This window comes from Agrobacterium larrymoorei (assembly GCF_013322225.1).
In the GTDB taxonomy this organism is placed as follows: Bacteria; Pseudomonadota; Alphaproteobacteria; order Rhizobiales; family Rhizobiaceae; genus Agrobacterium; species Agrobacterium larrymoorei_A.
In genome coordinates this window covers 23,277-48,059 of record NZ_JAAMFB010000024.1, presented here as the reverse complement: position 1 = coordinate 48,059, position 24,783 = coordinate 23,277, and the positions used below count along the sequence as shown (strand labels likewise).

The following is a 24,783-nucleotide window of genomic DNA, read 5'->3' as shown; positions in this document are numbered from 1 at the left end:
GCCTACTGGTATTGGGGGCCATTGGCTCAATGATTAAGGTGTAAGGAAAAGACATGGGCAAGGTTACAGGTTTTCTGGAGATCGATCGTCAGGTTGGCAAGTATCAGCCGGCGTCGGATCGTATTCGCCATTTCCGGGAATTCACCATTCCCATGTCGGACCCGGAAGTGCAGAAGCAGGCAGCGCGTTGCATGGACTGTGGTATCCCCTATTGCCATGGCCCGACCGGCTGCCCGGTGCATAACCAGATCCCCGACTGGAACGATCTGGTCTATAACAACAATTGGGAAGAGGCGATCCGCAACCTCCATTCCACCAACAACTTCCCGGAATTTACCGGTCGTGTCTGTCCTGCACCGTGCGAAGAAGCCTGCACGCTGAACCTTGAAGATACGCCGGTTGCGATCAAGACGGTCGAGCAGGCGATTGCCGACAAGGCTTACGAGCTCGGTTTCATCGTGCCGAAGCCTGCGACGGTTCACACCGGCAGACGAGTCGCCATCATCGGTTCCGGCCCGGCGGGTCTTGCTGCTGCTCAGCAGCTTGGCCGTGCCGGTCACGAAGTCCATGTCTATGAGCGCGAATCCAAGGCCGGTGGCCTGTTGCGCTACGGTATTCCCGACTTCAAGATGGAGAAAAACTTCATCGACCGCCGCGTCGAGCAGATCAGCGGCGAAGGTGTGACCTTCCATTATGGCGTCAATGTCGGCGTCGATCTGACGGTCGAAAAGTTGATCGCCGATCACGATGCCGTTCTTTATTGCGGCGGTTCGGAAACCCCGCGCCCGGCTGGCATTGGTGGCACGGAATTCCATGGCGTTCACGATGCAATGCCATATCTGGTGCAGCAGAACCGCCGTGTTGGTCGTGAAAACATTGACAGCGTCGGCTGGCCTGCCGATCCGATCCTTGCCGGTGGCAAGCATGTCGTCGTCGTCGGCGGTGGCGATACGGCATCGGACTGCGTCGGCACGGCGTTCCGTCAGGGTGCGGTGAAGGTTACGCAGCTCGACATTCGGCCCATGCCGCCGGAAAAGGAAGACAAGCTCGCCGTCTGGCCATACTGGGCAACCAAGATGCGCACGTCTTCTTCGCAGGCGGAAGGTGCTGTCCGCGAGTTTCAGGTCGCAACGCTGGAATTCGTCGGTGACGAAGATGGCGTGCTGACGGGTGTGAAGTGCTGCCAGGTGGATGAGCGCCGCAAGCCGATTGCCGGTACGGAATTCATCATCAAGGCCGACCTCGCATTCATCGCCATCGGCTTTTCCGGTCCGTTTACGGACAGCGTGCTGAAGGAACTGGACGGCAAGCTGACGCTCAACACCGACCGCCGTGGCTCCACCAACGTCGTCGCCAACGACAAGGACTACAAGACCTCGGTCGACAAGCTCTGGACGGCGGGTGACGTTCGCCGCGGACAGTCTCTGGTCGTCTGGGCCATCCGCGAAGGCCGCCAGGCCGCCCGTGCCATCGACGAGGCGTTGATGGGCTCGAGCGTACTGCCGCGATAAGGCGGGATCGTTCAAAATCAACGCAATAAAAAACGACCCCCGCGCATCACACGGGGGTCGTTTTGTGTTCGGGCAAAATCAGTGTTTGCCCTTGTGGCTCTGTTGACCAGCCATCTTTTGCTGTTCTGCAGAACCGCCCTGCTTGCCGCTCTTGCTATCGGAAGATGAGCTGGACGAAGCGCTTTTGGTCTTGCTGTCGCTGTTTTTGTGCGACTGCTGACCAGCTTTGACGTGCTGCTCGTGGGAACCACCTTGATTGGCCATGATGTTTACTCCTCATATCATCACAAGGTCTATTGCCTTGCGAGGATCAAACAGCATGAGGCCAATTACGTTCCGTATGTAATATTTCGTGATTATCAAGTAATACTATGATACCGCATGAAAACTCTTCATGTCGACAACTATAGATTTACTATTCTCATATCTTACTTTGCGGCAGTTTCGTCCGGTGCAGGCATTCGATAGTCATCGACGCGTCCTATCGGCGCGTCATCCATCAAGCCGCGCCTGGTCAGTTTCTCGCGCGGCGTTTCCACGACGGAGAATTTCGCAACTGGCTTGTCGCCCAAAAGCGTGTCGCCCCCATCCAGATCAGGATCGGTGAGGCTGATCGGCTGGGTGCGGACCTGCTGGGCATCGATGCCGAGCGCGGGGAGCGAGGTGAGCGAAGGCAGGTTGCTGCCATCGAGCTTCATCAGATCGGGGCCAGCACCATCCAGATGGCGGCGGACGAATTTTTCCACGTAAAAGGCAAGCTTCTGCTTTCCCGCCTGCGTCATACCGATGCCATCGGCCTCGCGCAGGCGCACCTGCTGGCCGCTCACATCGTAACCCGTGGTGACGAACTTGCCGCCCTCGTCCACGAAGCCATCCCACACGTCCACGAACTCGCCGCCCGCCTTTTCGATGTGGCTGCGGTAGAGCCGGTTGAACCCGACGAAATCGGCGGTCAGCGACGGAGACTGGAAGGCGGGCAGACCGACCCAGAGCACCGGTACCTGCTGGCGTCTGGCGATTGCAATGAGCGCGTCGATGCGCCGTTCATATTCCTTGAACCACGCTTCGGTGCCGTATTTCTCCTTATTCCCGCCGAACTCCATCATCTGCCGGTCGTTCGAGCCCATCATGATGACGATGGTTGCGGGGCTGATTTCCTTCATGAACTGCGGCAGGTTGCTGAACCAGTCGTAGTAATCGTCACGCACAAGGCCGGAAGAACCATTGGAGCGAACATCTACGGCGATGGCGGGCGAGCTTTCGAAGGTCGACACAAGCGCTTCGCCCATGCCTGTCGCCAGAAAATCACCGATGACCAGAACGCGACGCGCATTCTCCAGCTTTTCGACGGGCGCGGGTTTTTCCGTGCGCATCTGTACGACGGAGGGTGTGCGGCGGGGTGCCTGTGGACGCGAGACGGCACGATTACTCTCACGCGGCGGCGCCCGTCGCGCCCGAGGCTCGCGGTATTCCCGCCGTTCGGGCGCATAGAGGCGATCGTTGTAACGGTTCGGCTCGCCGAAAAGCATTTCCATCAGCGTGCGGCGTTCCACGCGTTCCTGCGAAAATGCGTCGCTTGACAGGGAAGGCAGGCTCAGAACGACGGCCAGAAGCGCTGCGCCGTAGCGCTTCACATAAATCGAGGCTACGCCTTTCGATCTGTTGTCCATGAAGTGAACCTCCCGGGCGGTTCTTTATGTTTCTCTAATTCTGGTCCCGCCCGCAGACGCTGTCAATTGCGCAGGGCGCGCAACAGCATCTTCGATGGTTCGCCACTGTTTTCCATGCCCATGCGCTTCTGGATCGCGCTGATGGCAGCCTTGGAGCCGGAGCCGAAATTGCCGTCGACTTCACCATCGTAATAGCCGAGTTCCTTCATTCGGCTCTGCAGCTCGAATTTTTCCTTGATGTCCAGCGTGCCATCCGGGCGCGGCCAGGATTGCTGCATGCCGCCATATCCGGCGATCTCGTCTGCAAGAAGGCCGACGGCAAGCGCATAGCTGTCCGAGGCATTGTACTTCTTGATGGTGAAGAAGTTCTTGGTCATCAGGAAGCCGGGGCCATTGGCACCCCCTTCCATCTTCAGCATGGCGCGGTCGGAGCCGCGCGGGAAGCCCTTGCCGTTCGGACGGGCAAAGCCGAGCTTCTGCCATTCGGCCATCGTCTTCGTCTGTCCGTCATAACGCGCGCCGCCCTGCGGAACAGCTGCCTCATAGCCCCATGTGCGGCCCGGCTCCCAGCCATTCTTGGCCAGAAGATTGGCAGCCGTCGCCAGGGCATCAGGAATGGAGTGCCAGATGTCGCGCTTGCCATTGCCATCGGCATCGACGGCATAAAGCAGGTAGCTGGTAGGAATGAACTGGGTGTGGCCCATCGCACCGGCCCATGAGCCGGTCAGCTGCTTCGGCGTGACGTCGCCATTCTGGAGAATCTTGAGCGCTGCGATCAGCTGCGTGCGGGCAAACTTGCCGCGTTTCGGATCGGAATAGCCAAGTGTGGCCAAAGCTTGCGGAATGTTGTGCAGGCGCTCCGGCTTTTCCAGCACCGCGCCGTAATTGGACTCCATCGACCAGATGGCGAGGATGACGTGCTTGTCCACATTGAAATTACGCTCGATCCAGTTGAGCGTATTGGCATGCTTCATCTTCATCTCGCGGCCGATGCGCACCGTATAGGGGTTCACGCGGCTATCGAGATAATCCCAAATCTGGGTGGTGAATTCCGGCTGGAAGGTCGCCTTGCGAAGCGCGTCCGGGTCTGGCTCGGTCACACCTGCGAAAGCCTTTTGATAGGTGGATTTGCTTATGCCTTCCTTGGCAGCGGTGGCATAGAACTGGTTGATCCATTGTCTGAAGCCTGCGTCGGCATTCGCTGTGGCCGGGGCAAGTGTGATTGCGAGACCCGCAAACACCATGCAGCCAAATTTGCGGACGTCGGAAGGGATCAGCTTTTTCATCGTCGGTCTTTCGTTTCTCTCGAATTTCATTTCGATTGCGAGATACGCATCGGTCGTCACGATGGAATATCAGTTCAAGGTCAACAAATTCTTTACCATTAACCAAAAGTAACGTCACCTTTTACAAAAACTTGCCACTTTTCGGATAACAAAGTCGTGCGCGAACTTTGAACGAATTGAGTCTCTCAGGAGGAATGTGTGGTAGAACAGAAAAAAATTCGGAAAGCAGTTTTCCCGGTTGCAGGTCTTGGAACCCGGTTCTTGCCAGCGACGAAGGCTGTTCCGAAGGAAATGCTGACCGTGGTGGACAAGCCCGTCATCCAGTATGTGGTGGATGAAGCGGCTGAGGCGGGTATCGAGCATTTCGTGTTCGTGACGGGTCGCGGCAAGGGCGTGATCGAAGACTATTTCGATATCCAGTTCGAACTCGAGCAGATGCTGCGCGAGCGCAACAAGAATGCCGAACTGACGCTTCTTTCGAACATCCTGCCAAAGGCAGGCACGGCAAGCTTCACGCGCCAGCAGGTTCCGCTCGGTCTCGGCCACGCCGTCTGGTGCGCACGCGATATCGTTGGCGACGAGCCATTTGCGGTACTTCTGCCGGATATGATCATGCACTCGCAGAAGAGCTGCCTCAAGGGCATGGTCGACCTCTACGACCAGACCGGCGGCAACGTCATCGCCGTTCAGGAGTGCGATCCGGATCAGGCCCATAAATACGGCATCGTCGGCAAGGGCGAGACGGTAGGTGATGGCTTCAAGATCACGGAAATGGTGGAAAAGCCCGCCAAGGGAACCGCGCCATCGAACTTCTACATCAATGGCCGTTACATTCTTCAGCCTGAAATTTTCAACATCCTTGAAAATCAGGAACGCGGTGCGGGCAACGAAATCCAGCTCACGGACGGCATGTTGACGCTGGCCAAGTCCCAGGAATTCGCGGGCTACCACTTCACCGGCGAGACCTTCGACTGCGGCGCGAAGGACGGCTTCATTCTCGCCAACCTCGCATTTGCGCTGGAACGCGGCGATATCCGTCCGTTGATCGAAGGGCCGTTGAAGGGACTTGTTGAGAAGCTGAAGTAATTGTTTTGTGCCTCCGTCATGCTCGGGCTTGTCCCGAGCATCTGCCGACATTCCATCTTTTTCGACGTGAGTAGATCCTCGGGTCAAGCCCGAGGATGCCGGTGAGCAACGAGTTAGACTAATTCAAATCCCGGCCTCGTGCCGGGATTTTTCGTTGGCGCATCAATCCCGCTGCGGGAGTGAGCATCCTCATTTTAAGGTACTTCGCAGGAGCCTCGAAGGACGATGATGCGGTCCGGAATGGCGCTCAATCTGGATGCGTCGAGGCTTACACTTTGGGCACAGCGGCTCAGCATGAGGGAGAATGTGTTGGGTGCGGGTCGCTTACCGCTTCAGTACCAGCCCCGCACCGATCCGCCACTGGCTGTTATCCGTCACGGGCGTGGTTTCATAGGCGATATCGGTGGTGAAATCCAAATAGCGGTTGACGTTCCAAGTCAGCCCGGCGCCCAGTGCATATTCCGTTTCATCGCGAAGGCTGGAGGTCAGGTAGCTGCGACGCTCCAGTCCTGCGGTCAGGCGACCGACGAGATTGCTGCGCAGTTGCTGCGTAAGGCCGGTGGTGAACTGGCGGGAAACCCAGCCGCCGCGTGGGCCGCCTGCGAAATCCTCGATTGTCGTGCGCAGGCCAAAATTGACCTCGGTACCGCGCAGCGGCGACCAGATGACGTTGCCATCGACCGTGAGTGCATCGATCGCGGCGAGACGGCTATCGTCATATTCGCGGCGTAGATAGCCAGCCGACAGTTCTCCGCGCCATTTTTCACCAAGATTTATCTGCGTGCCGAGCTTTGCCCCATAGGACTGGGAGGAGCGGGCGTAACCGGTGTTGTCCCGCGTCTGGTCATAATTGCTCAGGCCCGCCGTGACTTCCAGAAATGGGACGAGGGCAGGGGAAAGCTCGTAGCCCAGACGGCCTCGCAAGTTTGCGCCGTAACGGTCCCGGTCGGCAAGGCTGATCGATTGTCCATTGGCACCTTTTGCATCCGTATAAACCGTTCGTGAAAGGTCGAGTGCGGCGAGAGCTTTGAGAATGCCTAGATTGCGTTCAATCGATGCGCCTGCGCTGAAAATATGCTCGCCGCCCTGCACGGTGGCGTTGGTAATCGCATTGGGATCATTGGTGTCTTCACGGCTGAAGGCGTATCCGGCGGTAAGATTGGCCTGTGTGCCATCACTAAGGTCCAGCCGCAGGTCCGCGGCCAGATTGACGCTCGGTTGCTCACCTTCACTGCTGCCACCGAGGTTGCGCTGGTAAGCGCCTTCTCCGGTTACAGTCAACGCGTGGCGCGCCCAGTCGCTCGTCAGTGTGCCGCGAATACCGGTCGTCATATAGTTGCGGCGGGTGGAAGTGTTGGGAAACGATTTGCTTTCGTGGTTCAGCGTCTGGCTGATCGAGGGGCGCAAGGTCAGCGTGCCTATGCGGATGCCGGGTGCAGTACCATCATCGATAAACAGGTTTTCGCCACCATCCACGGTGGTTTCGAAGGTATTCTCGCGCGTATCGACAGGTTCGACCGCTTCATCGCCCGGCTCGGGGATCGCCTCGCCGGGGTTTGGCCGTGCGGGCGTGCTGCCGGTGGTGATGGTATCCGTTGTCGCGCCTGTCTGTGCATCGCTTGGTGCAGCCGTTCGCAGGGGTGTCGTCGCCGGATCGGTAACGGAGAGATCGTTCTGGCCGAGAAAGGGATCGGCGCTGACCAGCGCATTGCCACCGTTTTGTGCTGCCCGTTGTGGGGCTGGTGATTGGGCTAAGCCATGGGTGGCCGGGCACAGCACGGTGCAGGCCAGCAACATTGCTGCTGCTTTCCGCCACGTCGGCAGACGTCTTGCGGTGCTGTCGAAAACCATGCTGCTCGTGTCCGGTCTACAAATCGATACCCGTCAAATCTGCCGTCACTTTGAACGCGCGGGGTTATTTTATGGTTAATATTTGGTGAAAACTCTCGGGGCTCGAGGTCGAGTTATAATCTTCGTTCCACAAGTCCTTTTCGTATACGGCATGCTGGGCTATACGCCGCGATCATGCCTCTATAGGAAATGGAACATTGAACAGATTTTCTCGGCTTGCCGTCGCCTTTGCCATTTCAGCGGTACAGTTGCCAAGTGTTGCCGGGGCCTCTGAATTGCCGACCAGAAAGCCTGGCATGTGGGTGATCGCGTCCGAGGATAATGCGTTTGCGAACTGGGTAACCTGCATCGAAAGCGGCAACGACGACTTCGTTAACAGTGATATCTGGACGGGCTACAGGAAAGAATGCAAAGGCATATCCATCACCAGGACGGCAGTCGGGCAAAGGCTCACTGCTGATTGCGATGATGGCATGGGCGGTAACGTCAAGCTTGGGCTCGATTTTGCAGGTGATTTTCAGACTGCCTATGTTCTTCAATCGAAAACGGAGTTTGCCGGTCTGAACGGTCAACTAAAGCAGCAGATTTTCACTATCGAAGCCAGATATGCCGGTGAATGCCCCGCCGATCTGGCGCCTGGGAAAAAGAAAATGGGACGGCCTTGATGACGTCGCATCCTTGATAGACAGGATTTGCCGAAGGGAGTATCTGTCCGGATATGATTACAAGAGCTGTCAGTCTGATTGAAAACAACGCCATCGAATCTGCGCTGAGAACTGTTTCGATAGAACGAAACGGTCTGGCGGCATTGGAAGAGGCGCTCGCGAACGGGTTGGGCGATCCTTTTGCCAAAGCCGTGGACCAGATCGGGAGTTCAGCCGGTCGCCTGATCATCACCGGCGTGGGTAAAAGCGGCCATATCGGCGCGAAACTTGCGGCTACCTTCGCCTCCACCGGCACGCCCGCCTTTTTCGTGCATGCGGCGGAAGCCAATCATGGCGATCTGGGCATGATTGGCGGCAACGATGTGGTGCTGGCGATCTCCAAGGGTGGCGAAAGCGTCGAGCTTCGCAGTATCATCAATTACACGCGCCGCTTTGCCATTCCGCTGATTGCGCTGACCTGCAACGCGTCCGGCTCGCTGGCGAAGGCGGCCGACACGGTTTTGCTGATCCCGGATGAGCAGGAGGCCTGCCCGCATGGTCTGGCACCCACGACATCCACTATGCTGCAGCTCGCGCTGGGGGATGCCTTGGCTGTCGCGCTTCTGGAAGCCCGCAAATTTACCGCAGGCGATTTTCGTGTCTTTCATCCCGGTGGAAAGCTGGGAGCGAGCCTGACGCTGGTGGGAGACATCATGCATAGCGGCGAGCGTATGCCGCTGGTCCGCAAGGGTACGGCTCTGACCGAGGCGATCGGTGAACTGGCGCGCAAGCATTTCGGCTGTGTCGGTGTTCTGGACGAGGATGGACGATTGTGCGGCATCGTGACCGAAGGCGATATGGCACGCAATCTCGCGCGCAATCTCTCTGAGCTTCAGGTCGATGACATCATGACCCGAACGCCGAAGACGGTGACGAAGAATGTGCTGGCGACGGCGGCACTCGCGACGCTGGAAAAGCATCACATCGGCGCGCTGATCGTGATCGATGAAGACAATCGGCCAATCGGTCTCGTGCATTTCCACGATCTGTTGCGGATCGGTGTCGCCTGATCACACGGGCCGGTGCGACAGAACGGGAATACGTCTGCGAATATCTTCGACCATATCCAGATCGATATCGTGAACCAGCATACCGCTATTGCCCGGTAGCTGGGCCCGCACCATGCCGACTGGATCGACAACGGCGCTACGCCCGATGCCGAGTGGGGCGGCACCCTGTGGCGGACGCCAGGCCTGGTCGCAGGCCACCAGCCAGCTTTGCGCATCGGCGGCGCGGGCGCGGATCAGCAAGTCCCAATGCTCTGCCTTGGCCGGACCATCGCCCCAGGAGGCACTGACGGCGATGATCTCCGCACCCTGCTTACCGAGAGCCGTGAACTGTTCGGCAAAACGAAGATCGAAACAGGTGGCAAACCCGATCCTCACTCCCGCAATCATCGTCGTCACATAGCTGTTTCCGGGCGCAACAGTGTCGGATTCCTTGGCACCGAAGGCATCGAACAGATGCACCTTGCGATAGGCGCTTTCAACATCGGGACAGGTGATCAGCAGGGTGTTATAGACGCGACCGTCTCCGGCGGGTTCGAACATGCCGACGCTGACGGCAATGCCGCATTCTCTGGCTTTGGCGCGGATGGTGCTGGCAAAATGGCCGTCCAGAGGCTGTGCGTGCTGGCGCACATCGCCACCGAACCAGAAACTCGTCGCTTCCGGCAATATCGCCAGAGCCGCACCTGCGTCGCTCGCCTGCCGGATGGCCGTCAACGCTGCTTCCAGATTTTCCGCGATATCCGGGCCGCTGCTGATCTGTGCTGCGGCGATGCGGATGCTGCGTGATGGCATGTCTTACTCCCCATAAAGGAGCGTCACTGTGATAGCAGGACGCGTCAGATCCGACATTTATCGGGGTTTGCGAGCGTCTGACAAGACAGCAGTTTCAGTCCGCGATTTTCTCGACAGTCAGCGTGCGGCCATGGGCGGATGCGATGCGGACGCGCGTTCCGGCGGGCGCATCTTCGCCCTGCACCGGCCACCATGTATCGTCCAGACGGATGCGACCGCGACCTTCCAGAATGGGCTCTTGCAGCGTTGACGTACGCCCGATGAGGCTTGCCTCACGCTGGTTGAGGAAGGGTTCGTCCGTGGCGCTTTTGTTCTCGTAATATCTGCGCCCCAGAAGGGCGAAGATCACGGAGAGTATGGCGAAGACGACGAGTTGCGCCTGCCAGCTCCAGGGAGCGGACTCCCAAAACGCCAGAGAGATGGCACCCACGACCAGCGCCGCAGCGCCGATCCAGATCAGGAAAACACCGGGAGCAACCAGTTCGGCGGCAAGCAGGATGGCGGCGAGTATCCACCAGCTCCACGGTCCCAGATCGGCCACCAGTTTCTGGATCATCTCAGCTGTCCCTTGGACCGAAAGGATTGCCGGGGATCGTTACGTTGATCGTCTGGGCGCTGGGGCGGGCGGTGGGCGGAACCGTGGACGAGCGGCTGCCGGTATTGCGCTGCGGCTGTTCTGGCGGGGTCGGATTGTCGCCATTGTTGCCGAAGACTTCTTTCGCAATCGCGCCGATGCCGCCGAGTGAACCGATCAGCGCCGAGGCTTCCATCGGCATCAGGACGATCTTGGAATTTTTCGCCGTACCGATCGATGCCATCGCTTCGGTGTATTTCTGGGCTATGAAGTAGTTGATCGCGTGAATATCGCCCGCTGCAATGGCCTCCGACACGAAGCGGGTTGCATTGGCTTCAGCTTCCGCCAGACGCTCGCGCGCTTCGGCATCGCGGAAAGCGGCTTCGCGCTGGCCTTCGGCTTCGAGGATCGCGGACTGCTTGGCACCCTCGGCGCGCAGGATCTGCGCGTTTCTGGCACCCTCGGCCTCCAGCACCTGTGCGCGCTTCTCACGCTCGGCCTTCATCTGCCGCGCCATGGAATCAACAAGGTCTTTCGGCGGCGCGATGTCCTTGATCTCGATGCGCGTCACCTTGATGCCCCATGGGCCGACAGCCTCGTCTACCACGCGCAGCAGCCGGTCGTTGATGGCATCACGGTTGGAGAGCAACTCGTCCAGATCCATCGAACCCATGACCGAACGGATGTTGGTCATGGTCAGATTCTGAATGGCGAATTCGAGATTGGTGATCTGATAGGCGGCCTGCGCGGCGTTCAATACCTGAAAGAAGGCGACGGCATCGGCGGAAACGCTGGCATTGTCCTTGGTGATGACTTCCTGCGTGGGAATATCCAGCACCTGCTCCATCACGTTCATCTTCGAGCCGATGCGCTCGATGTAGGGCGTGATGATGTTGAGGCCGGGCTCCATCGTGCGGGTGTAACGGCCGAAGCGCTCCACGGTGTAGCGATAGCCTTGCGGCACCGTCTTGATACCGGCAAACAGCGTCAGGATGACCAGCACCACCACGGCAATGACGAAGATATCGAATCCGCTCAAGTCGACCATATGACTCCCTCTAAAATGTGTGAGGCGAGGTTGTTACACCCAGCCCTGCAACTCCCTGCGTACAACTTTTTCGAGAACTCTCATACCCTCCGCGCTATCGTTCAGGCAAGGAATATGGGTAAATTTCTCGCCCCCATGGTGAAGGAAGCTTTCCGCCGCTTCACCGGCGATTTCTTCCAGCGTTTCCAGACAGTCGGAAACAAAGCCGGGGTTCATGACCGCGATGCGCTTGACGCCTTCGGACGCAAGCCTTTCGACGGTCTTGTCCGTGTAGGGTTGCAGCCATTCTTCCGGTCCGAAGCGGGACTGGAAGGTGATCAGGAAACGGTCCTTTTCCAGCCCCAGTCTTTCGCGCAGCAGGCGTCCGGTCTTCATGCACTGGCAATGATAGGGATCGCCCTTTTTAAAATAGGACTGCGGAATGCCGTGGAAAGACGCGATGATCTTTTCTGGCTCCCAATCCAGTGTCGCCAGATGCGATTTGACCGAATTGGCCAAGGCGTCGATGTAGGTTTCATCGTCGTGATAGGGCGGCACGGTGCGCAGAGCAGGCTGCCAGCGCAGTTTCATCAGATGTTCGAACGCCTTGTCGTTCACCGTGGCAGTCGTGGCCGCCGCATATTGCGGATAAAGCGGGAAAAGCAGAATTTTTTCGCAGCCCTGCGCTTTCAGTGCGTCGATCTTTTCAGCGATGCTGGGCTTGCCGTAACGCATGCCCCAGTCCACCACCACATTTGGCAAATCCTTCAGCGCCTCAGCCATCAGGTCCGACTGGTTGCGGGTATAGGTGCGCAGGTAGCTCTCGTTCTTCTCGTGGTTCCAGATTTCCTCGTAGGCCTTGCCGACCTTCTGAGGACGTTTGTTCAGGACGATGCCATAAAGGATCGGATACCAGAACAGGCGAGACCACTCGATGACACGCTTGTCGCTCAGGAATTCTGCCAGATAACGGCGCATCGATTTGTAATCGGTTCCATCCGGCGTGCCGAGATTGACGAGGAGAACGCCGACCTTGCCGAAGGTGACGGGGGGATGATCGGCGGGAAGTACACTGATGTCTGCGGCCATAAACCTGTCCTGAGCTTTCATATTGCGCGACGAACTACGGGAACGCGCGCCTCATGGATCAATGTGTAATGCATCGACCCCTTGATCTGAATTGATATTTGACAATGGATACGCGGCATTTCAACGCGTAGAGGAAGTTTTGCGCCATGGAAGGAACCGGTAGCGCAGAAAGACCGGTTTCGGCCCCTGTCCGCGGTCTCAGCGCACGAGGATGTTGCGAAACTGCCAGGGATCGTCCCTGTCCAGATCCTCTTCGAAAAATTCAAGCCGGTCCTGAAGTGGCGTCCATTCGGTATAGTGTCCCTCGACCGGGCCGAGGTAAGGTCTCTGGATTTCGAGGCAGCGGCGGTAATCCATCTCGTCCGCCTCGACGATACCGGCTTCAGGATTTTCCAGAGCCCAGACCATGCCGGCCAGCACGGCGGAGCTGACCTGAAGGCCGGTGGCATTCTGGTGCGGGGCGAGCTTGCGGGCTTCTTCCAGCGTCAGGCGTGAGCCGTACCAATAGGCGTTCTTTTCGTGGCCGTAGAGCAGGACGCCAAGCTCATCGGCACCGTCCACCAGTTCATCTTCGGTTAAGACATGCTGCACGGGCTGCGCCTGCCCACCCTTGCCGAACATCTCGTAGAGCGAAATCACCGCGTCGTTACATGGGTGGTAGGCATAGTGGCAGGTCGGGCGGAAGAGGAGCTTGTCGTTTTCGTCCCGCAGGGTGAAATAGTCGGAAATCGAGATTGCCTCGTTATGGGTGACGAGCAGACCGTATTGTGCCCCAAGCGTCGGGCACCATGTACGCACCCGGGTGTCGGCACCCGGCCGCTCGATATAAATCGCCGCCTTGTTGCCCTTCTTGTGCTTTTTCGCATTCTTCGGCATCCATTTTTCATGGGTGCCCCAGCCGAGTTCGGCCGGTTGCAGGCCCTCGGCGATGAAGCCTTCTACGGACCAGGTGTTCCAGAATGTATTGAACGGTTTCGGTTCCTTCGCCCGCTGTGTATCGCGTTCCGCGACGTGGACGCCTTTTACACCCAGCCGATGCATGAGTTTCGCCCAGCCGTCGCGATCATCGGCGGCGGGTTCTTCGATGTCGAGGCCGGTGTCTTTCGCCAGGTTGACCAGCGCCTGCTTGACGAACCACGATACCATGCCGGGATTGGCTCCGCAGGTGGAAACCGCCGTCGTTCCGCCGGGTCGCTTGGCTTTTTGTTTCAGCATTGTTTGCCGCAGCGCGTAGTTGGTGCGCGCCGAATTGTCGGCCTTGTCATCGAAGTAGAAGCCCGGCCAGGGCTCGACGACCGTATCGATGTAAAGCATGCCGTGCTTGCGGCAGAGCCTCATCAGATCGACGGAGGATGCATCGACCGAAAGATTGACGCAAAAGCCCTGTCCCTGGACGCCCTTCAGCAACGGTTTCAGCACGTCGCGAAAGTTGTCCTTGGACAGGTGGGTGCGGATGTGACGGATGTTCCGCGCCTCCAGAAAAGGGGCGATGTCGTCGCGCGGGTCGATGACGATGAGTTTCGACATGTCGAAGTTGAAATGCCGCTCGATCAGCGGAAGCGTTCCGCGCCCGATAGAGCCAAAACCGATCATGATGACTGGACCGGTAATTTCGCCGTAGATCGGGTACTCTGCTTCTGCCATTCCGTTTTCTCCTTTGAAGACAATGCCTAAGCTAGATGATTAGCCAGAAACAATAAAGGGCAACGAGATGACGCGGATATGAAACACTTTCGCCATATCGAATGAACTACTGTTAATGACGTGTCTTTTCTTACAATCGCAATTTTGCCATTCCGCTTTATAATGGTTGGATTAGGCCGGGGTGCATGATGTGCTGCGGAGCGGGGGCATCACAATGTTGCGTCATCATGAGGAGACCTATCGTTTGGATGGCCTTGTCGAGCGCGTCATCGCGCTACAGGATGCCACGCCTGTCCTGATCGCCCTCTACGATACCGAAGACCGCCTGCGCCACGCCAACCGTGCCTTTCGGGATGCGTTTCATATCGCCGAAGACCAGTTCCCGACCTGGCTGGAAATCATCCGCAACAACTACCAGGACAAAAAAGGCCTGATCATCACCACCAGCGATTTCGAGGCCTGGCTGCTGTCGGCACAGTCGCGTCGCGGCAAGCTGCCGTTTCGCGGTCTGGAACTCGACATGCATGATGGTCGCTGGATCTGGATGACGGAGACGGTGCAGACCGATGGATGGATGATGTGCGTCGGCACCGACATTACTGCGCTGCGTCAGAACCAGCGGAGCCTGCGACAGGACCGTGACATCGCCCTTCGCGCAGCCCAGACGGACGAACTGACCGGCACGGCCAACCGCCGCTTCGTCTTTGCCAAGCTCGCAGCGCAGATCGACATCGTCGACAAGGGCGTCGAAGAACCTTTCGGTGCCGCCGTGATCGATATCGACTTCTTCAAGGCGATCAATGATCGCTTCGGCCATCAAGGTGGCGATGCGGTGCTGCGGGATTTCGTGAAGATATCCCATGCGACGATCCGCCGGTCCGATTGCTTCGGCCGCGTTGGCGGGGAAGAGTTCATGCTCATCATGCCGCGCACCTCTTTGCAGGAATGCGTCGGCATCGTTGATCGCCTGCTGACGAAAGTCAGAGAGTCCCGGCCTTTGGGCGATCCTGATTTTTCCTATAGCTGTTCGGCAGGGGTATCGCTGTTCAAACCGGGTGAGGAAGGCAACGAGCTTTACCAGCGGACGGACCGGGCGCTCTATATTGCCAAGCAGAATGGACGCGCGCGGGTCGAGTGGCTGCTGGAGTAGTCTTTTCCCTCATTCCTGTGCTTGTCACAGGAATGAGGGAGGGAGATGACTAAACCAACTCTGCAGCCACCAGCCCGCGTAGCGAGTTCCCCACAAACAGCTTTCGTTCACCCAAATCCTCGGGTCTCAAGGCCTGTCCACGCGCCTTGCGTTCGCGGATGAGATCGGCGCGAAGCACGCCGGGGAGGATGCCGCTGTCGAGCGGTGGTGTCAGAAGCTGGCCGTCCGTGCCCTCTACGAAAATGCTGGTGCTGGAACCCTCGCAAATCTCGCCGCGTTCGTTGAGAAGCAGAACCTCGTCGGCCTCTTTTTCCGAAAATTCCGCCCGCGCCGCCTCGTAAGGCTCACGGCGGGAGGATTTGTGACGGTAGAAAGTGTCACTGGAATCGAGGCGCGTCTTTTCGGCAATCTTCACACGCCAGACGGCATTCGGATCGAGCGGCAGATAAGGCTCGGAGGTGATGTCCAATTCGCCCTTGTAGTTCATGACCACGCGCACGGTCAGCGATTGCGTGCCGCTGACGGCGGCGTTGAGGGCCTTTGCCGCATCCGCTGGCGCACGAAAACCCAGCGCATCGCCAGAGCGAAGCAACCGGCGCAGATGCTGTTCCAGCCGCTGAAAGCCGCTATCGGGCTCCCAGCGCAAAGTTTCCCTCAAGGTCAGATCAGCGGGTTTGCGCTTCATGCTTTCGGTCCGTCTTGCGATTCCATTCAAGACGACCATACAAACCGGCGAAGCTTGTCCGAAATAGGAGCCTCGCCGGATTTCTTTGCGATATGGTTACTGCCCAGCCTTGTCCAAGGCTTCCAACTCATCGATTAGACCTTCGATCATCGACAGGCCCTTGCTCCAGAAGGACGGGTCGGTGGCATCGAGGCCGAAAGGTTTCAGCAGTTCGGAATGGTGCTTGGTGCCGCCTGCTTTCAGCAGCTCGAAATACTTGTCCTGAAAACCGGCATCGGCGTTCTGATAGACTGCATAGAGCGAGTTTACGAGGCAATCGCCGAAGGCGTAGGCGTAAACGTAGAAAGGCGAGTGGATGAAGTGGGGGATATAGGCCCACCACGTCTCATAACCTTCGGAAATCTTGATTGCCGGGCCGAGGCTCTCCTCCTGCACGGAGAGCCATAGCTCACCGATCTGCTCTGCCGTCAGTTCACCCTCTTTCCGGGCCGTATGCACCTTGCGCTCGAATTCGTAGAAGGCGATCTGGCGCACGACTGTATTGATCATGTCTTCCACCTTGCGCGCCAGCATGGCCTTGCGCTCGCGTGTGTCCTTGGTGGCTTCCAGTAGTTTGCGGAATGTCAGCATTTCGCCGAAGACGGAGGCGGTTTCGGCAAGGGTCAGCGGCGTTGCGCACATCAGCGCGCCCTGCTGACCGGCCAGAACCTGATGCACGCCGTGGCCGAGTTCGTGGGCAAGCGTCATCACGTCACGCGGTTTGCCGAGATAGTTGACCAGCACGTATGGGTGCGCGGAGGGGACGGTTGGATGCGCGAAGGCCCCCGGTGCCTTGCCGGGGCGGGCAGGGGCATCGATCCACTCTTCATCGAAAAAGCGGCGGGCAATATCGGCCATTTCCGGCGCAAACGCGCCATAGGCGGATAGCACCGTATCCTTCGCCTCATCCCACGGAATAATGGCGTTGGACGTATCCGGCAGGGGCGCGTTGCGGTCCCAGTAATTCATCTGTTCCATGCCCAGCCACTTCGCCTTCATCTTGTAATAGCGATGGGAAAGGCGTGGATAGGCATCGCGCACGGCAGCGGCCAGCGCATCCACCACGTCACGTTCCACGCGGTTGGCCAGATGGCGGCTGTCGGCAATGTCTTCGAACTTGCGCCAGCGGTCGGCGATCTCCCGGTCCTTGGCCAGCGTGTTGGTAATCAGCGTGAAGACGCGCAAGTTGTTTTTGAAAGTTGCGCTGAGCGCCTCAGCCGCCTTTCTGCGGGTTTCGGGATCAGGCTCCTGAAGCATGTTCAGGGTCGGCTCAAGCGGTAAACTCTCGCCGTCGATCTCGAAGCGCAGATCGGTCATCGTCTCGTCGAACAGACGATTGAAGGCTGCCGCACTGGTCATGGACTTTTCAAGGAACAATTGTTCCAGCTTGTCGTCCAGCTGGTGCGGCTTGTCCTTGCGCAGATCGATCAGCCAGGGCTTGTAGTGCGCGGCAAGTGGATCGTTTGCAATGCTGGCTTCGATCAGCGCGTCGTCGATGCGGTTCAGTTCCAGCGGGAAAAACAGCAGGTGCGCGGCGATGTCCGTCAGCTTTGCCTGCGCATCGCCATAGAGCTTGCCGTTGGCGGGATTTGATGTGTCGGAGAAATAGGTAAGTCCTGCGAAAGAACCGATGCGACCGAGAATATCGTCCAGCGCCTCATATTCCTTCAGCGCAGCACCGATGCCTTCTGCGCCTGCAAGCCTGGTGGCCGCTTCCAGCTTTCCCTTCCACTTTTCCTCGAAGGCCGTGGCATCGCGCGCCGCTTTTTCCAGATCGCCCTTGTACTCGGCAGAGTCCGCCGAAGGGTAAAGATCGGACAGTTTCCATACTGGAAGATTGCCAAGTGCGGCGGATGTCGCTGCATCTGCGGGGGAAAAAGCTGGCTTGGGAAGCGATGTCTTGAAGCTCATTGCGGGCGTCCTCTTTTCTCTCTGGCAAAGCATATGGGTTGGTTTGCTTCTTGCGGCAATGCTTAAAATGCAAGCAAATCTCAAAACTGGATGTTCAAGCCTTGCATGTCACATTCGGCTCAAAGGGTCTGCATGACGCAGCTTCCTAACCCGGAAACCGGAGCCTAAAGATGACCGCGCAAGTTCTCGTTGTCGATGACGATCCCGTTCAGCGCCGCCTGCTTAGACAAGCGGTGGAACGTTACGGACACCAGCCGTTGCTGGCCGAAAACGGCAGGGCGGGCCTTGAGCTGTTGAAACAGCACAGTGGCGAAATCAGCGTCGTCGTTCTCGATCTCATGATGCCTGAAATGGATGGCCTGTCCTTCCTCAAGGCGCTGGGCGAGCATGGGCTGGATGTTCCGGTCATCGTGCAGACGGGGCAGGGCGGCATCGATACCGTGGTGCAGGCCATGCGCGCGGGCGCTTTCGACTTCGTGGTGAAACCTGTTTCTCCGGAGCGGATCGGCGCTGCCATCGCCAATGCCCTGAAGCTCGACCAGCGCGAGGCCAAGGCCCGCACGGGTCGCCGTTCACGCAATCATGCTGTTGGTTTCAACGACATCGTTTCGGCGAGCCCCGCGATGCTGCGCGTCATCGAACTGGCCCAGAGGGCAGCGCAGTCCAACATTCCTGTCGTGCTGGAAGGTGAATCCGGCGTCGGCAAGGAAATGATCGCACGCGCCATCCAGTCCGGCGGCGATCGCTCTGGCAAGCCGTTCATCACCGTCAATTGCGGCGCCATTCCGCACAATCTGGTCGAGAGCATTCTGTTCGGCCATGAGAAGGGTGCCTTTACCGGCGCGACTGAAAAGCATGTCGGCAAGTTCATGGAGGCCGATGGCGGTACGCTGTTTCTCGATGAGATCGGCGATCTGCCGCTTGAGGTTCAGGTCAAGCTGTTACGCGCCGTGCAGCAGGGCGAGATCGAGACGGTCGGCTCGACCAAGGTTCAGAAGGTCAATGTGCGGCTGATTTCGGCCACCAACAAGAACCTGATCGACGAGGTGAAGGAAGGCCGCTTCCGCGAAGACCTTTACTATCGCCTCAACGTCTTCCCCATCACCATTCCGGCATTGCGCCGCCGCAAGGAAGACATTCCCTATCTGGCCCGTGTTTTTGCCGAGCGTTTCTCGGTGGAACAGAAACTGCCGCATCCGCTCGGCGTCAATGCTGGCGCACTTGCGCTTCTGACCGCCTATGACTGGCCGGGAAACATCCGCCAGCTGGAAAATGCGGTGTTCCGCGCCGTGGTGCTGGCGCAGGGCGATGAGTTGACGGATCAGGATTTCCCGCAGATCGCCTTGCAGGTTCCGGAATTTTCCGGAGAGGTCGAGGACCGCGAAGTTCCGCCGCGTCCGACCGAACGTTCGCTGCTGGTGGCGCCGCCGCCTGTCGATAGCAGAAGCTCGGCGGCAGAAATCATGTCCGTCATGGAAGCCATGGCGAGCGACGACGACCGCTCGCCGTCATCCGTTTTCCCCGGCGGCAGTCTTATCGCCAGCACTGACGATAGCGGCAATGTGCGCAAGATCGCCGAAATCGAGGAAGAGCTGATCCGCTTCGCCCTTCGTTTCTATCGCGGGCAGATGAGCCAGGTGGCGCGCAAGCTCGGCATCGGTCGTTCCACCCTTTATCGCAAGCTGAAGGATTATGGCATCGATCCCGATGATCCGCTGCGCGATGCCGCTTAATAGCGGATTTCGGGTTTGTAGATTAGCAAAAGGGCGTTTTCGTTAACTCCTGGGCAAGGATATTCACTTACGGTCTATAAACCTCTTGTTAGCGAGCTGTTCACTATATAGAGGAAGGTTGAATATGTGTGGCAAATTTGCCATCGTGTCACCGTAATTGAGGTTCATTGGGACAATCTGACAAAATTGTCTGCCAGGCGGGGATGACATTGCCATATCTGCATCGCAATAACGCGCAATCGGGCAAGGCTGCGCGCGGCTTGATCAAAGATATATGCACGAAGCTATCGGCGCGCGCTGTGACCATCGCGTGTCTGATGCTGGCCGCAATGCCCGTACTTGGAGTTTCAGCGACGGAAGCCGCCGCTGAAACACGCAGTTTGAAGCTTTATTATATCCACACACGCGAAAAAGCCGTCATCACATTCAAGCGAAACGGCAAGTACGACCAGAAGGGTCTGCAGGAGCTCAATCGCTTCCTGCGTGACTGGCGTCGCAACCAGCCGACCAAGATGGATCCGCGTCTTTTCGATCTGGTGTGGGAAGTCTATCGCCGCTCCGGTGCCACCGACTATATCAACGTCGTTTCCGCGTTCCGCTCGCCAGAAACCAATGGCATGTTGCGCTCGCGTACCAAGGGTGTCGCAAAAAGCAGCCAGCACACGCTGGGCAAGGCCATGGACTTCTATATCCCGGGCGTAAAGCTTTCCCGCCTTCGTGAAGTTGCCATGCAGATGCAGATTGGCGGCGTGGGCTTCTATCCGACCTCCGGTTCGCCATTCGTGCATCTCGATGTCGGCAACGTTCGCGCATGGCCGCGGATGAGCCGTCAGGAACTCGTGCGGATTTTCCCGAAGGGGAATACCATTCACCTGCCTGCCGATGGCAAGCCGCTGCCGGGTTACGATCAGGCACTGGCAGACTACAAGAAGCGCGTCAGCTCTTCGTCCATTCAGGTAGCAAGCACGGCAGGCGCTGGTCCTGCCGGTTCGTCGTCTGCCGGCTCCAAGCCCAAGACACTTCTTGCCGCTCTCTTTGGTGGGGGTGATGAGGATGAAGATGCCGAAGGCATTGCTTCGCCAGAACCCGCAGCCCGTCCTTCCGCTCCTGCCCCTGTGGCGCAGGAACCGGAAGAGGCACCGGTTGCCGTGGCATCTGCCCAGCCGCTTCCGGGTGTGACCGATGCGCCGCTGCCGACCGCACGCCCGGCATTCCGTGGTCAGGAAGGCTCCACGGCGCTTGCAACGGCACTCTATTCGCCAGCGCGTAACGCCGCCCAAGATGCCTTGCAGGCTGCAACCACACCGACGCCGACTGCGGCGCCGGCGGAACAGAAGTTTGCCGATCTTGCCGAGGTTTCGGTTCCCGTTCCGACCCTGCTTGGACCACGCGGTATGCGTGGCGATGCTCAGGGCTCGGTGATGACGGCGGCTGTCGATCCAGAAAACATGCCTGCCGATGCTCTGGCTGCGCATATTCCGGTTCCGGCAAACCGCCCGGTGGTCGCCGAAGCCTTGCTTGCTGCCGCCAATACGGATCTGGAAGGTCAGGACGACGAGGCGGATAAGCAGGCAGCCCTGTCTCCAATGGTTGTCGCGGCTCTCGAACAGAGCGGCCAGAATGCGCGTTCTGCGATTACTGCGGCTGCAATGCCGAGTGCTGCTGCGTTTCCGGCATCTGCTTCAGCCTATGCCGCGCCTAAGCATGCCGAACCTGCCCGTCAGGTTGCCAGTGTGCAACCGTCATCCGGTTCTGCAAACCGCAATGGTTACGGCGATGCATTCGATCCAAAGCCTGCTGTCAATAATGGTGGACTCAACGCAGGTATTCCGACCAAGGGTGGTCGTCCCGACAGCAAGGATGCAGCCGTTTCCCGTCAGGCCATGGTCGGTGGCGGTCGCCTGACGCAGGAGTCGATTTCCGACTGGGCGCTCTCACAGGACAAGGGTGCAACAGGCCGTGCGGTAAAGGCGCCTCGCGTCAACAACAACCGCATGCTGAGCCACGACATGTCGGCCTCCGCCGCCACCGCGAGCTTCCGCCCCGGTGCCGCCGCCATCGACTCCAGCCGCTTCAGCACGCCGGTGAAGATGCCGTGATTTAAGTGCGACGGCAGGTTTTCCGCCGCCGGTAACAGATTTAAAGCCGGATCGGGCATCCCGATCCGGCTTTTTATTTGCCGTGGCGAATTTCCATGAGATATCGCGTGGCATAGGCAATGGATTTGGGGATGGGCTTTTCCTTGCGATAATCGGCAACCTGCCTTCTGGAGATTTCCAACGCTGCTGCCATGCCCTCCAATGTCATGCCTAGATCATCCATTGCTTCACGAAATGCCTGATTATCAAAATCAACGGATGGCAGTTTGCTTAGCCAAAGGGCGGAGAAATCAAGATCACCCGGCCACTCAATCGCAGTGCCGTAATCGCTGACCCGGAGTTCGGAAAACAAACCATCATCCTCGCGCAGAGGAATATAAACGCGCCGACTGAACAGGGCGGGAGCAAGATCGACGATCTGCACTTTTCCTGACGCCCACGTCACGCGAACCAGCCTCCGCTCCAGCGCCTCGGCTTTCGATATTCGCGGAAGAGGGGAGCCGACCGAAATAAGCTCATCGTTCATTAAGCCGTCTCCATTCGTCTTCGAGCACCTTTTTATTGCCTTTGGCCGACGCCCAAAGGACAACGGCGTCATAAGCCCGCCTCGTTATCCTGCCTTGCAGAACGGAAAGGTCAGTAATCTGTACCAGCGCATCATGATCAGGCGTCGATACATGAAAATGCGGTGGGTTATGGTCATCGGCATAGATGTGGATTTTGATATTTCCGAGCTTTACGATCAAAGGCATCCGTTACAATCTCTAAATAGTGCATTTGACGCACTATTTCAATTAAAATAAATAAATGGTCTCAGGTATAAATCGACGGCTATTCCGTAAGAAATAAAAGCAAAACGAGTACGGGTATAGCGTCTCGGGCAACAAAAAACCCGCCATCGCTGGCGGGTTTTGTTTGTTGGAAACGTCCTGAAAATCAAACGCCGCTTTGGCCGTCCGAGCCGATGGAGGCGATGCGGACCATGTTGGTGGCGCCGGGGGTGCCGAGGGGGACGCCAGCGGAGATGATGATGCGGTCGCCCGGCTTGCCGAAGCCTTCGGCTACGACAATGCGACATGCACGGTTGACCATGTCGTCAAGGTCGCTGGCATCGCCTGTAACCACGCAGTGCAGACCCCAGACGACCGACAGGCGGCGTGCGGTCTGGATGATTGGCGAGAGCGCGATGATCGGAACCTGCGGGCGCTCACGGGCGGCGCGAAGGCCGGTGGTGCCGGAAGAGGTGTACGTCACGATGGCCGACAGGCTCAGCGTCTCGGCGATCTGGCGGGCTGCGAGCGAGATCGCGTCGGCACCGGTTGCTTCCGGCTGGGCGCGCTGCGCGTAGATGATGTTGGAATAATGCGGGTCCTGCTCCACGGTGTGCGCAATCGACGCCATGGTCGACACTGCTTCAACCGGATAGTCGCCCGATGCGGATTCGGCAGACAGCATGATCGCATCCGCGCCTTCGAACACGGCAGTCGCCACGTCGGAGACTTCGGCGCGGGTCGGGACAGGTGCAGAAATCATCGATTCCAGCATCTGTGTTGCAACGACGACCGGCTTGCCAGCCTTGCGGCAAGCGCGAGTCAGTTGCTTCTGTATGCCGGGAACAGCTTCAAGCGGCATTTCCACGCCAAGGTCGCCACGGGCCACCATCAGCGCATCGGAAAGCTCGATGATTTCCTCAATGCGCTCGATGGCCTGCGGCTTCTCGATCTTCGACATCAGTCCCACACGGCCGCCTGCAATCTTGCGTACTTCGACCAGATCTTCCGGGCGCTGAACGAAGGAAAGCGCAACCCAGTCGACTTCATCGGTGGCGAGAACTGCATCTAGGTCGGCGCGATCCTTATCGGTCAGCACGCCGACGCCGAGCAGCGTATCAGGAAGGCTGATGCCCTTGCGGTCGGAAATCTTGGTGCCGGAGACCACAGTTGTGACGATGCTCTTGCCATCGCATTTTTCAGCGCGCAGATGCAGCTTGCCGTCATCGATCAGCAGGCGGTCGCCAGGCTTTACGGCTTCCAGAATTTCCGGGTGCGGCAGGAAAACGCGGTTCTTGTCGCCGGGGGCTTCGTTGTTGTCGAGGGTGAAGGTCTGGCCGGGAGCGAGATCGACCTTCGTCTCTGCAAACTTGCCGACGCGCAGCTTCGGGCCCTGAAGGTCTGCCAGAATTCCAATGGGGCGACCATTGCGGCTTTCAACCGAACGGATGCGCTGGATGAGGGTGCGCATCACGTCATGGCTGGCGTGGCTCATGTTGATACGGAAAAGATCGGCGCCTGCCTGATGGAGCTTCTCGATCATCGCCTCTTCTGCCGAAGCTGGGCCGAGAGTTGCAAGGATTTTGACTTTGCGATTACGCTTCATCAGTTCTGACTTTCCTGTGTGCCTGGTGTATCTGAAAGCTGGACCATCCAGCTTCCCTGTCGGCCCGTATCGTATTCCTTGAAGCCCATTCGCTGGAAACTGCGGGCATAGCAATCATCGACGCCGTTGATCTTGAACTCGTTTTCCGCCACGCACATGTTGACGTCGCCAGTCCAGCGGCCGCCACGGGCAGCATCTTCGGCATAGAGATAATAATAGCGCGACTGCAGCTCGCCTTCGATCAGCGTTGCGCAGGTCGATGCCGGAACCTGCCACCAGCCTTCGCTGACCCAGCCTTCCTGCGCACGGTAGCCGATGGCGACGCCGACGAGGTTCTGCGTGCTGTTGCAGACGCGAAAATCGGCCAGCGCGGGCTGGGCAATGAAGAGGGGAGAGCTGAGAACGGCGGCTGCGGAAAGATAGCGGATCGCGCGCCGGTATTTCGCAAGGAGAGCGGAGAATGTCTGTGTCACGGCGTCCATCCGGATTCCATGGTTATAATGAAAACACTTCTTGGCGCGGACGCCCAAGAATGTCAACGCGACT

The 24,783-nt window shown here is 58.3% G+C and carries 22 protein-coding genes; 7 read left to right on the top strand and 15 right to left on the bottom strand.

Annotation, left to right across the window (positions count from 1 at the left end; all coding sequences use genetic code 11):
• Nucleotides 1-53: 53 nt before the first annotated feature.
• Nucleotides 54-1,511, top strand: coding sequence for a glutamate synthase subunit beta (locus tag G6L28_RS15525; protein ID WP_174064737.1), 1,458 nt, complete (start codon nucleotides 54-56; stop codon nucleotides 1,509-1,511).
• 78 nt (nucleotides 1,512-1,589) lie between these two features.
• On the opposite strand, the gene G6L28_RS15520 is transcribed toward G6L28_RS15525, so the two are convergent.
• The 3 genes from G6L28_RS15520 to G6L28_RS15510 form a co-directional block, all read right to left on the bottom strand.
• The gene (locus G6L28_RS15520) at nucleotides 1,590-1,775 is read right to left on the bottom strand and encodes a hypothetical protein (protein ID WP_174064736.1); all 186 of its coding nucleotides are present in this window, start codon (nucleotides 1,773-1,775) and stop codon (nucleotides 1,590-1,592) included.
• A 164-nt stretch (nucleotides 1,776-1,939) separates the two neighbouring features.
• Entirely contained in the window at nucleotides 1,940-3,181 is a 1,242-nt protein-coding gene (locus tag G6L28_RS15515) for an SGNH/GDSL hydrolase family protein (RefSeq protein ID WP_174064735.1), read from the bottom strand.
• Between the two features lie 62 nt (nucleotides 3,182-3,243).
• Nucleotides 3,244-4,467 carry a lytic murein transglycosylase gene (locus tag G6L28_RS15510; RefSeq protein ID WP_174064734.1) on the bottom strand — a complete coding sequence of 408 codons (1,224 nt, stop codon included), beginning with the start codon at nucleotides 4,465-4,467 and terminating at the stop codon, nucleotides 3,244-3,246.
• A 198-nt stretch (nucleotides 4,468-4,665) separates the two neighbouring features.
• Here G6L28_RS15510 and galU point away from each other — a divergent pair, with 198 nt between their 5' ends.
• Nucleotides 4,666-5,553 carry a UTP--glucose-1-phosphate uridylyltransferase GalU gene (gene galU, locus G6L28_RS15505; protein ID WP_174064733.1) on the top strand — a complete coding sequence of 296 codons (888 nt, stop codon included), beginning with the start codon at nucleotides 4,666-4,668 and terminating at the stop codon, nucleotides 5,551-5,553.
• Nucleotides 5,554-5,877: 324 nt separating this feature from the next.
• Here the strand turns inward: galU and G6L28_RS15500 are convergent, their stop codons facing one another.
• Nucleotides 5,878-7,404 (bottom strand): outer membrane beta-barrel protein, encoded by a 1,527-nt coding sequence (locus tag G6L28_RS15500; RefSeq protein ID WP_174064732.1) that lies wholly within the window; start codon nucleotides 7,402-7,404, stop codon nucleotides 5,878-5,880.
• Nucleotides 7,405-7,601: 197 nt separating this feature from the next.
• On the opposite strand from G6L28_RS15500, the gene G6L28_RS15495 reads away from it, so the two are divergent.
• Entirely contained in the window at nucleotides 7,602-8,069 is a 468-nt protein-coding gene (locus G6L28_RS15495) for a DUF3617 domain-containing protein (RefSeq protein WP_174064731.1), read from the top strand.
• A gap of 53 nt (nucleotides 8,070-8,122) precedes the next feature.
• Nucleotides 8,123-9,118, top strand: coding sequence for a KpsF/GutQ family sugar-phosphate isomerase (locus G6L28_RS15490; protein ID WP_174064730.1), 996 nt, complete (start codon nucleotides 8,123-8,125; stop codon nucleotides 9,116-9,118).
• Here G6L28_RS15490 and G6L28_RS15485 read toward each other — a convergent pair whose 3' ends face one another.
• From G6L28_RS15485 to G6L28_RS15465, 5 genes are all read right to left on the bottom strand, one after another.
• A complete protein-coding gene (locus G6L28_RS15485; protein WP_174064729.1) occupies nucleotides 9,119-9,910 on the bottom strand; it encodes a carbon-nitrogen hydrolase family protein in 792 nt (263 codons plus the stop codon). It lies immediately after the preceding gene.
• Between the two features lie 94 nt (nucleotides 9,911-10,004).
• The gene (locus tag G6L28_RS15480; RefSeq protein WP_174064728.1) at nucleotides 10,005-10,466 is read right to left on the bottom strand and encodes an NfeD family protein; all 462 of its coding nucleotides are present in this window, start codon (nucleotides 10,464-10,466) and stop codon (nucleotides 10,005-10,007) included.
• 1 nt (nucleotide 10,467) lies between these two features.
• Complete coding sequence (locus tag G6L28_RS15475) at nucleotides 10,468-11,532, bottom strand: SPFH domain-containing protein (protein ID WP_174064727.1); 1,065 nt, start codon at nucleotides 11,530-11,532, stop codon at nucleotides 10,468-10,470.
• Between the two features lie 33 nt (nucleotides 11,533-11,565).
• The gene (gene hemH, locus G6L28_RS15470; RefSeq protein ID WP_174064726.1) at nucleotides 11,566-12,600 is read right to left on the bottom strand and encodes a ferrochelatase; all 1,035 of its coding nucleotides are present in this window, start codon (nucleotides 12,598-12,600) and stop codon (nucleotides 11,566-11,568) included.
• 198 nt (nucleotides 12,601-12,798) lie between these two features.
• A complete protein-coding gene (locus tag G6L28_RS15465; protein ID WP_174064725.1) occupies nucleotides 12,799-14,244 on the bottom strand; it encodes a homospermidine synthase in 1,446 nt (481 codons plus the stop codon).
• Between the two features lie 244 nt (nucleotides 14,245-14,488).
• Here G6L28_RS15465 and G6L28_RS15460 point away from each other — a divergent pair, with 244 nt between their 5' ends.
• On the top strand, nucleotides 14,489-15,394 hold the full coding sequence (locus G6L28_RS15460; RefSeq protein WP_174064792.1) for a sensor domain-containing diguanylate cyclase: 906 nt from the start codon (nucleotides 14,489-14,491) through the stop codon (nucleotides 15,392-15,394).
• 49 nt (nucleotides 15,395-15,443) lie between these two features.
• On the opposite strand, the gene G6L28_RS15455 is transcribed toward G6L28_RS15460, so the two are convergent.
• Nucleotides 15,444-16,079 (bottom strand): aminotransferase class IV family protein, encoded by a 636-nt coding sequence (locus G6L28_RS15455; protein WP_174064724.1) that lies wholly within the window; start codon nucleotides 16,077-16,079, stop codon nucleotides 15,444-15,446.
• 96 nt (nucleotides 16,080-16,175) lie between these two features.
• The gene (locus tag G6L28_RS15450) at nucleotides 16,176-18,029 is read right to left on the bottom strand and encodes a M3 family oligoendopeptidase (protein WP_174064723.1); all 1,854 of its coding nucleotides are present in this window, start codon (nucleotides 18,027-18,029) and stop codon (nucleotides 16,176-16,178) included.
• Nucleotides 18,030-18,199: 170 nt separating this feature from the next.
• Between G6L28_RS15450 and G6L28_RS15445 the strand changes: the two genes are divergently transcribed.
• Nucleotides 18,200-19,762: a sigma-54-dependent transcriptional regulator gene (locus tag G6L28_RS15445; RefSeq protein WP_174064722.1), complete on the top strand. Its 1,563-nt coding sequence runs from the start codon at nucleotides 18,200-18,202 to the stop codon at nucleotides 19,760-19,762.
• A gap of 203 nt (nucleotides 19,763-19,965) precedes the next feature.
• The gene (locus G6L28_RS15440; protein ID WP_174064721.1) at nucleotides 19,966-21,861 is read left to right on the top strand and encodes a DUF882 domain-containing protein; all 1,896 of its coding nucleotides are present in this window, start codon (nucleotides 19,966-19,968) and stop codon (nucleotides 21,859-21,861) included.
• A 73-nt stretch (nucleotides 21,862-21,934) separates the two neighbouring features.
• Here the strand turns inward: G6L28_RS15440 and G6L28_RS15435 are convergent, their stop codons facing one another.
• The 4 genes from G6L28_RS15435 to G6L28_RS15420 all read right to left on the bottom strand — a co-directional run bounded on the left by G6L28_RS15435 (nucleotide 21,935) and on the right by G6L28_RS15420 (nucleotide 24,719).
• On the bottom strand, nucleotides 21,935-22,387 hold the full coding sequence (locus G6L28_RS15435) for a DUF2442 domain-containing protein (protein ID WP_174064720.1): 453 nt from the start codon (nucleotides 22,385-22,387) through the stop codon (nucleotides 21,935-21,937).
• Nucleotides 22,377-22,613 carry a DUF4160 domain-containing protein gene (locus G6L28_RS15430; RefSeq protein WP_174064719.1) on the bottom strand — a complete coding sequence of 79 codons (237 nt, stop codon included), beginning with the start codon at nucleotides 22,611-22,613 and terminating at the stop codon, nucleotides 22,377-22,379. The genes G6L28_RS15435 and G6L28_RS15430 overlap by 11 nt, the downstream gene beginning before the upstream one ends.
• A gap of 184 nt (nucleotides 22,614-22,797) precedes the next feature.
• The gene (gene pyk, locus G6L28_RS15425) at nucleotides 22,798-24,237 is read right to left on the bottom strand and encodes a pyruvate kinase (RefSeq protein WP_174064718.1); all 1,440 of its coding nucleotides are present in this window, start codon (nucleotides 24,235-24,237) and stop codon (nucleotides 22,798-22,800) included.
• The gene (locus G6L28_RS15420; protein WP_174064717.1) at nucleotides 24,237-24,719 is read right to left on the bottom strand and encodes a DUF1036 domain-containing protein; all 483 of its coding nucleotides are present in this window, start codon (nucleotides 24,717-24,719) and stop codon (nucleotides 24,237-24,239) included. The genes pyk and G6L28_RS15420 overlap by 1 nt, the downstream gene beginning before the upstream one ends.
• Between the last annotated feature and the right edge of the window lie 64 nt (nucleotides 24,720-24,783).

Excerpts from the sequence above, each read along its gene's own strand:
- G6L28_RS15525 (WP_174064737.1), top strand. The coding sequence starts at position 54 with ATGGGCAAGGTTACAGGTTTTCTGGAGATCGATCGTCAGGTTGGCAAG.
- G6L28_RS15520 (WP_174064736.1), bottom strand. The coding sequence starts at position 1,775 with ATGGCCAATCAAGGTGGTTCCCACGAGCAGCACGTCAAAGCTGGTCAG.
- G6L28_RS15515 (WP_174064735.1), bottom strand. The coding sequence starts at position 3,181 with ATGGACAACAGATCGAAAGGCGTAGCCTCGATTTATGTGAAGCGCTAC.
- G6L28_RS15510 (WP_174064734.1), bottom strand. The coding sequence starts at position 4,467 with ATGAAAAAGCTGATCCCTTCCGACGTCCGCAAATTTGGCTGCATGGTG.
- G6L28_RS15500 (WP_174064732.1), bottom strand. The coding sequence starts at position 7,404 with ATGGTTTTCGACAGCACCGCAAGACGTCTGCCGACGTGGCGGAAAGCA.
- G6L28_RS15490 (WP_174064730.1), top strand. The coding sequence starts at position 8,123 with ATGATTACAAGAGCTGTCAGTCTGATTGAAAACAACGCCATCGAATCT.
- G6L28_RS15485 (WP_174064729.1), bottom strand. The coding sequence starts at position 9,910 with ATGCCATCACGCAGCATCCGCATCGCCGCAGCACAGATCAGCAGCGGC.
- G6L28_RS15480 (WP_174064728.1), bottom strand. The coding sequence starts at position 10,466 with ATGATCCAGAAACTGGTGGCCGATCTGGGACCGTGGAGCTGGTGGATA.
- G6L28_RS15475 (WP_174064727.1), bottom strand. The coding sequence starts at position 11,532 with ATGGTCGACTTGAGCGGATTCGATATCTTCGTCATTGCCGTGGTGGTG.
- hemH (WP_174064726.1), bottom strand. The coding sequence starts at position 12,600 with ATGGCCGCAGACATCAGTGTACTTCCCGCCGATCATCCCCCCGTCACC.
- G6L28_RS15465 (WP_174064725.1), bottom strand. The coding sequence starts at position 14,244 with ATGGCAGAAGCAGAGTACCCGATCTACGGCGAAATTACCGGTCCAGTC.
- G6L28_RS15455 (WP_174064724.1), bottom strand. The coding sequence starts at position 16,079 with ATGAAGCGCAAACCCGCTGATCTGACCTTGAGGGAAACTTTGCGCTGG.
- G6L28_RS15450 (WP_174064723.1), bottom strand. The coding sequence starts at position 18,029 with ATGAGCTTCAAGACATCGCTTCCCAAGCCAGCTTTTTCCCCCGCAGAT.
- G6L28_RS15445 (WP_174064722.1), top strand. The coding sequence starts at position 18,200 with ATGACCGCGCAAGTTCTCGTTGTCGATGACGATCCCGTTCAGCGCCGC.
- G6L28_RS15440 (WP_174064721.1), top strand. The coding sequence starts at position 19,966 with ATGACATTGCCATATCTGCATCGCAATAACGCGCAATCGGGCAAGGCT.
- G6L28_RS15435 (WP_174064720.1), bottom strand. The coding sequence starts at position 22,387 with ATGAACGATGAGCTTATTTCGGTCGGCTCCCCTCTTCCGCGAATATCG.
- G6L28_RS15430 (WP_174064719.1), bottom strand. The coding sequence starts at position 22,613 with ATGCCTTTGATCGTAAAGCTCGGAAATATCAAAATCCACATCTATGCC.
- pyk (WP_174064718.1), bottom strand. The coding sequence starts at position 24,237 with ATGAAGCGTAATCGCAAAGTCAAAATCCTTGCAACTCTCGGCCCAGCT.
- G6L28_RS15420 (WP_174064717.1), bottom strand. The coding sequence starts at position 24,719 with ATGGACGCCGTGACACAGACATTCTCCGCTCTCCTTGCGAAATACCGG.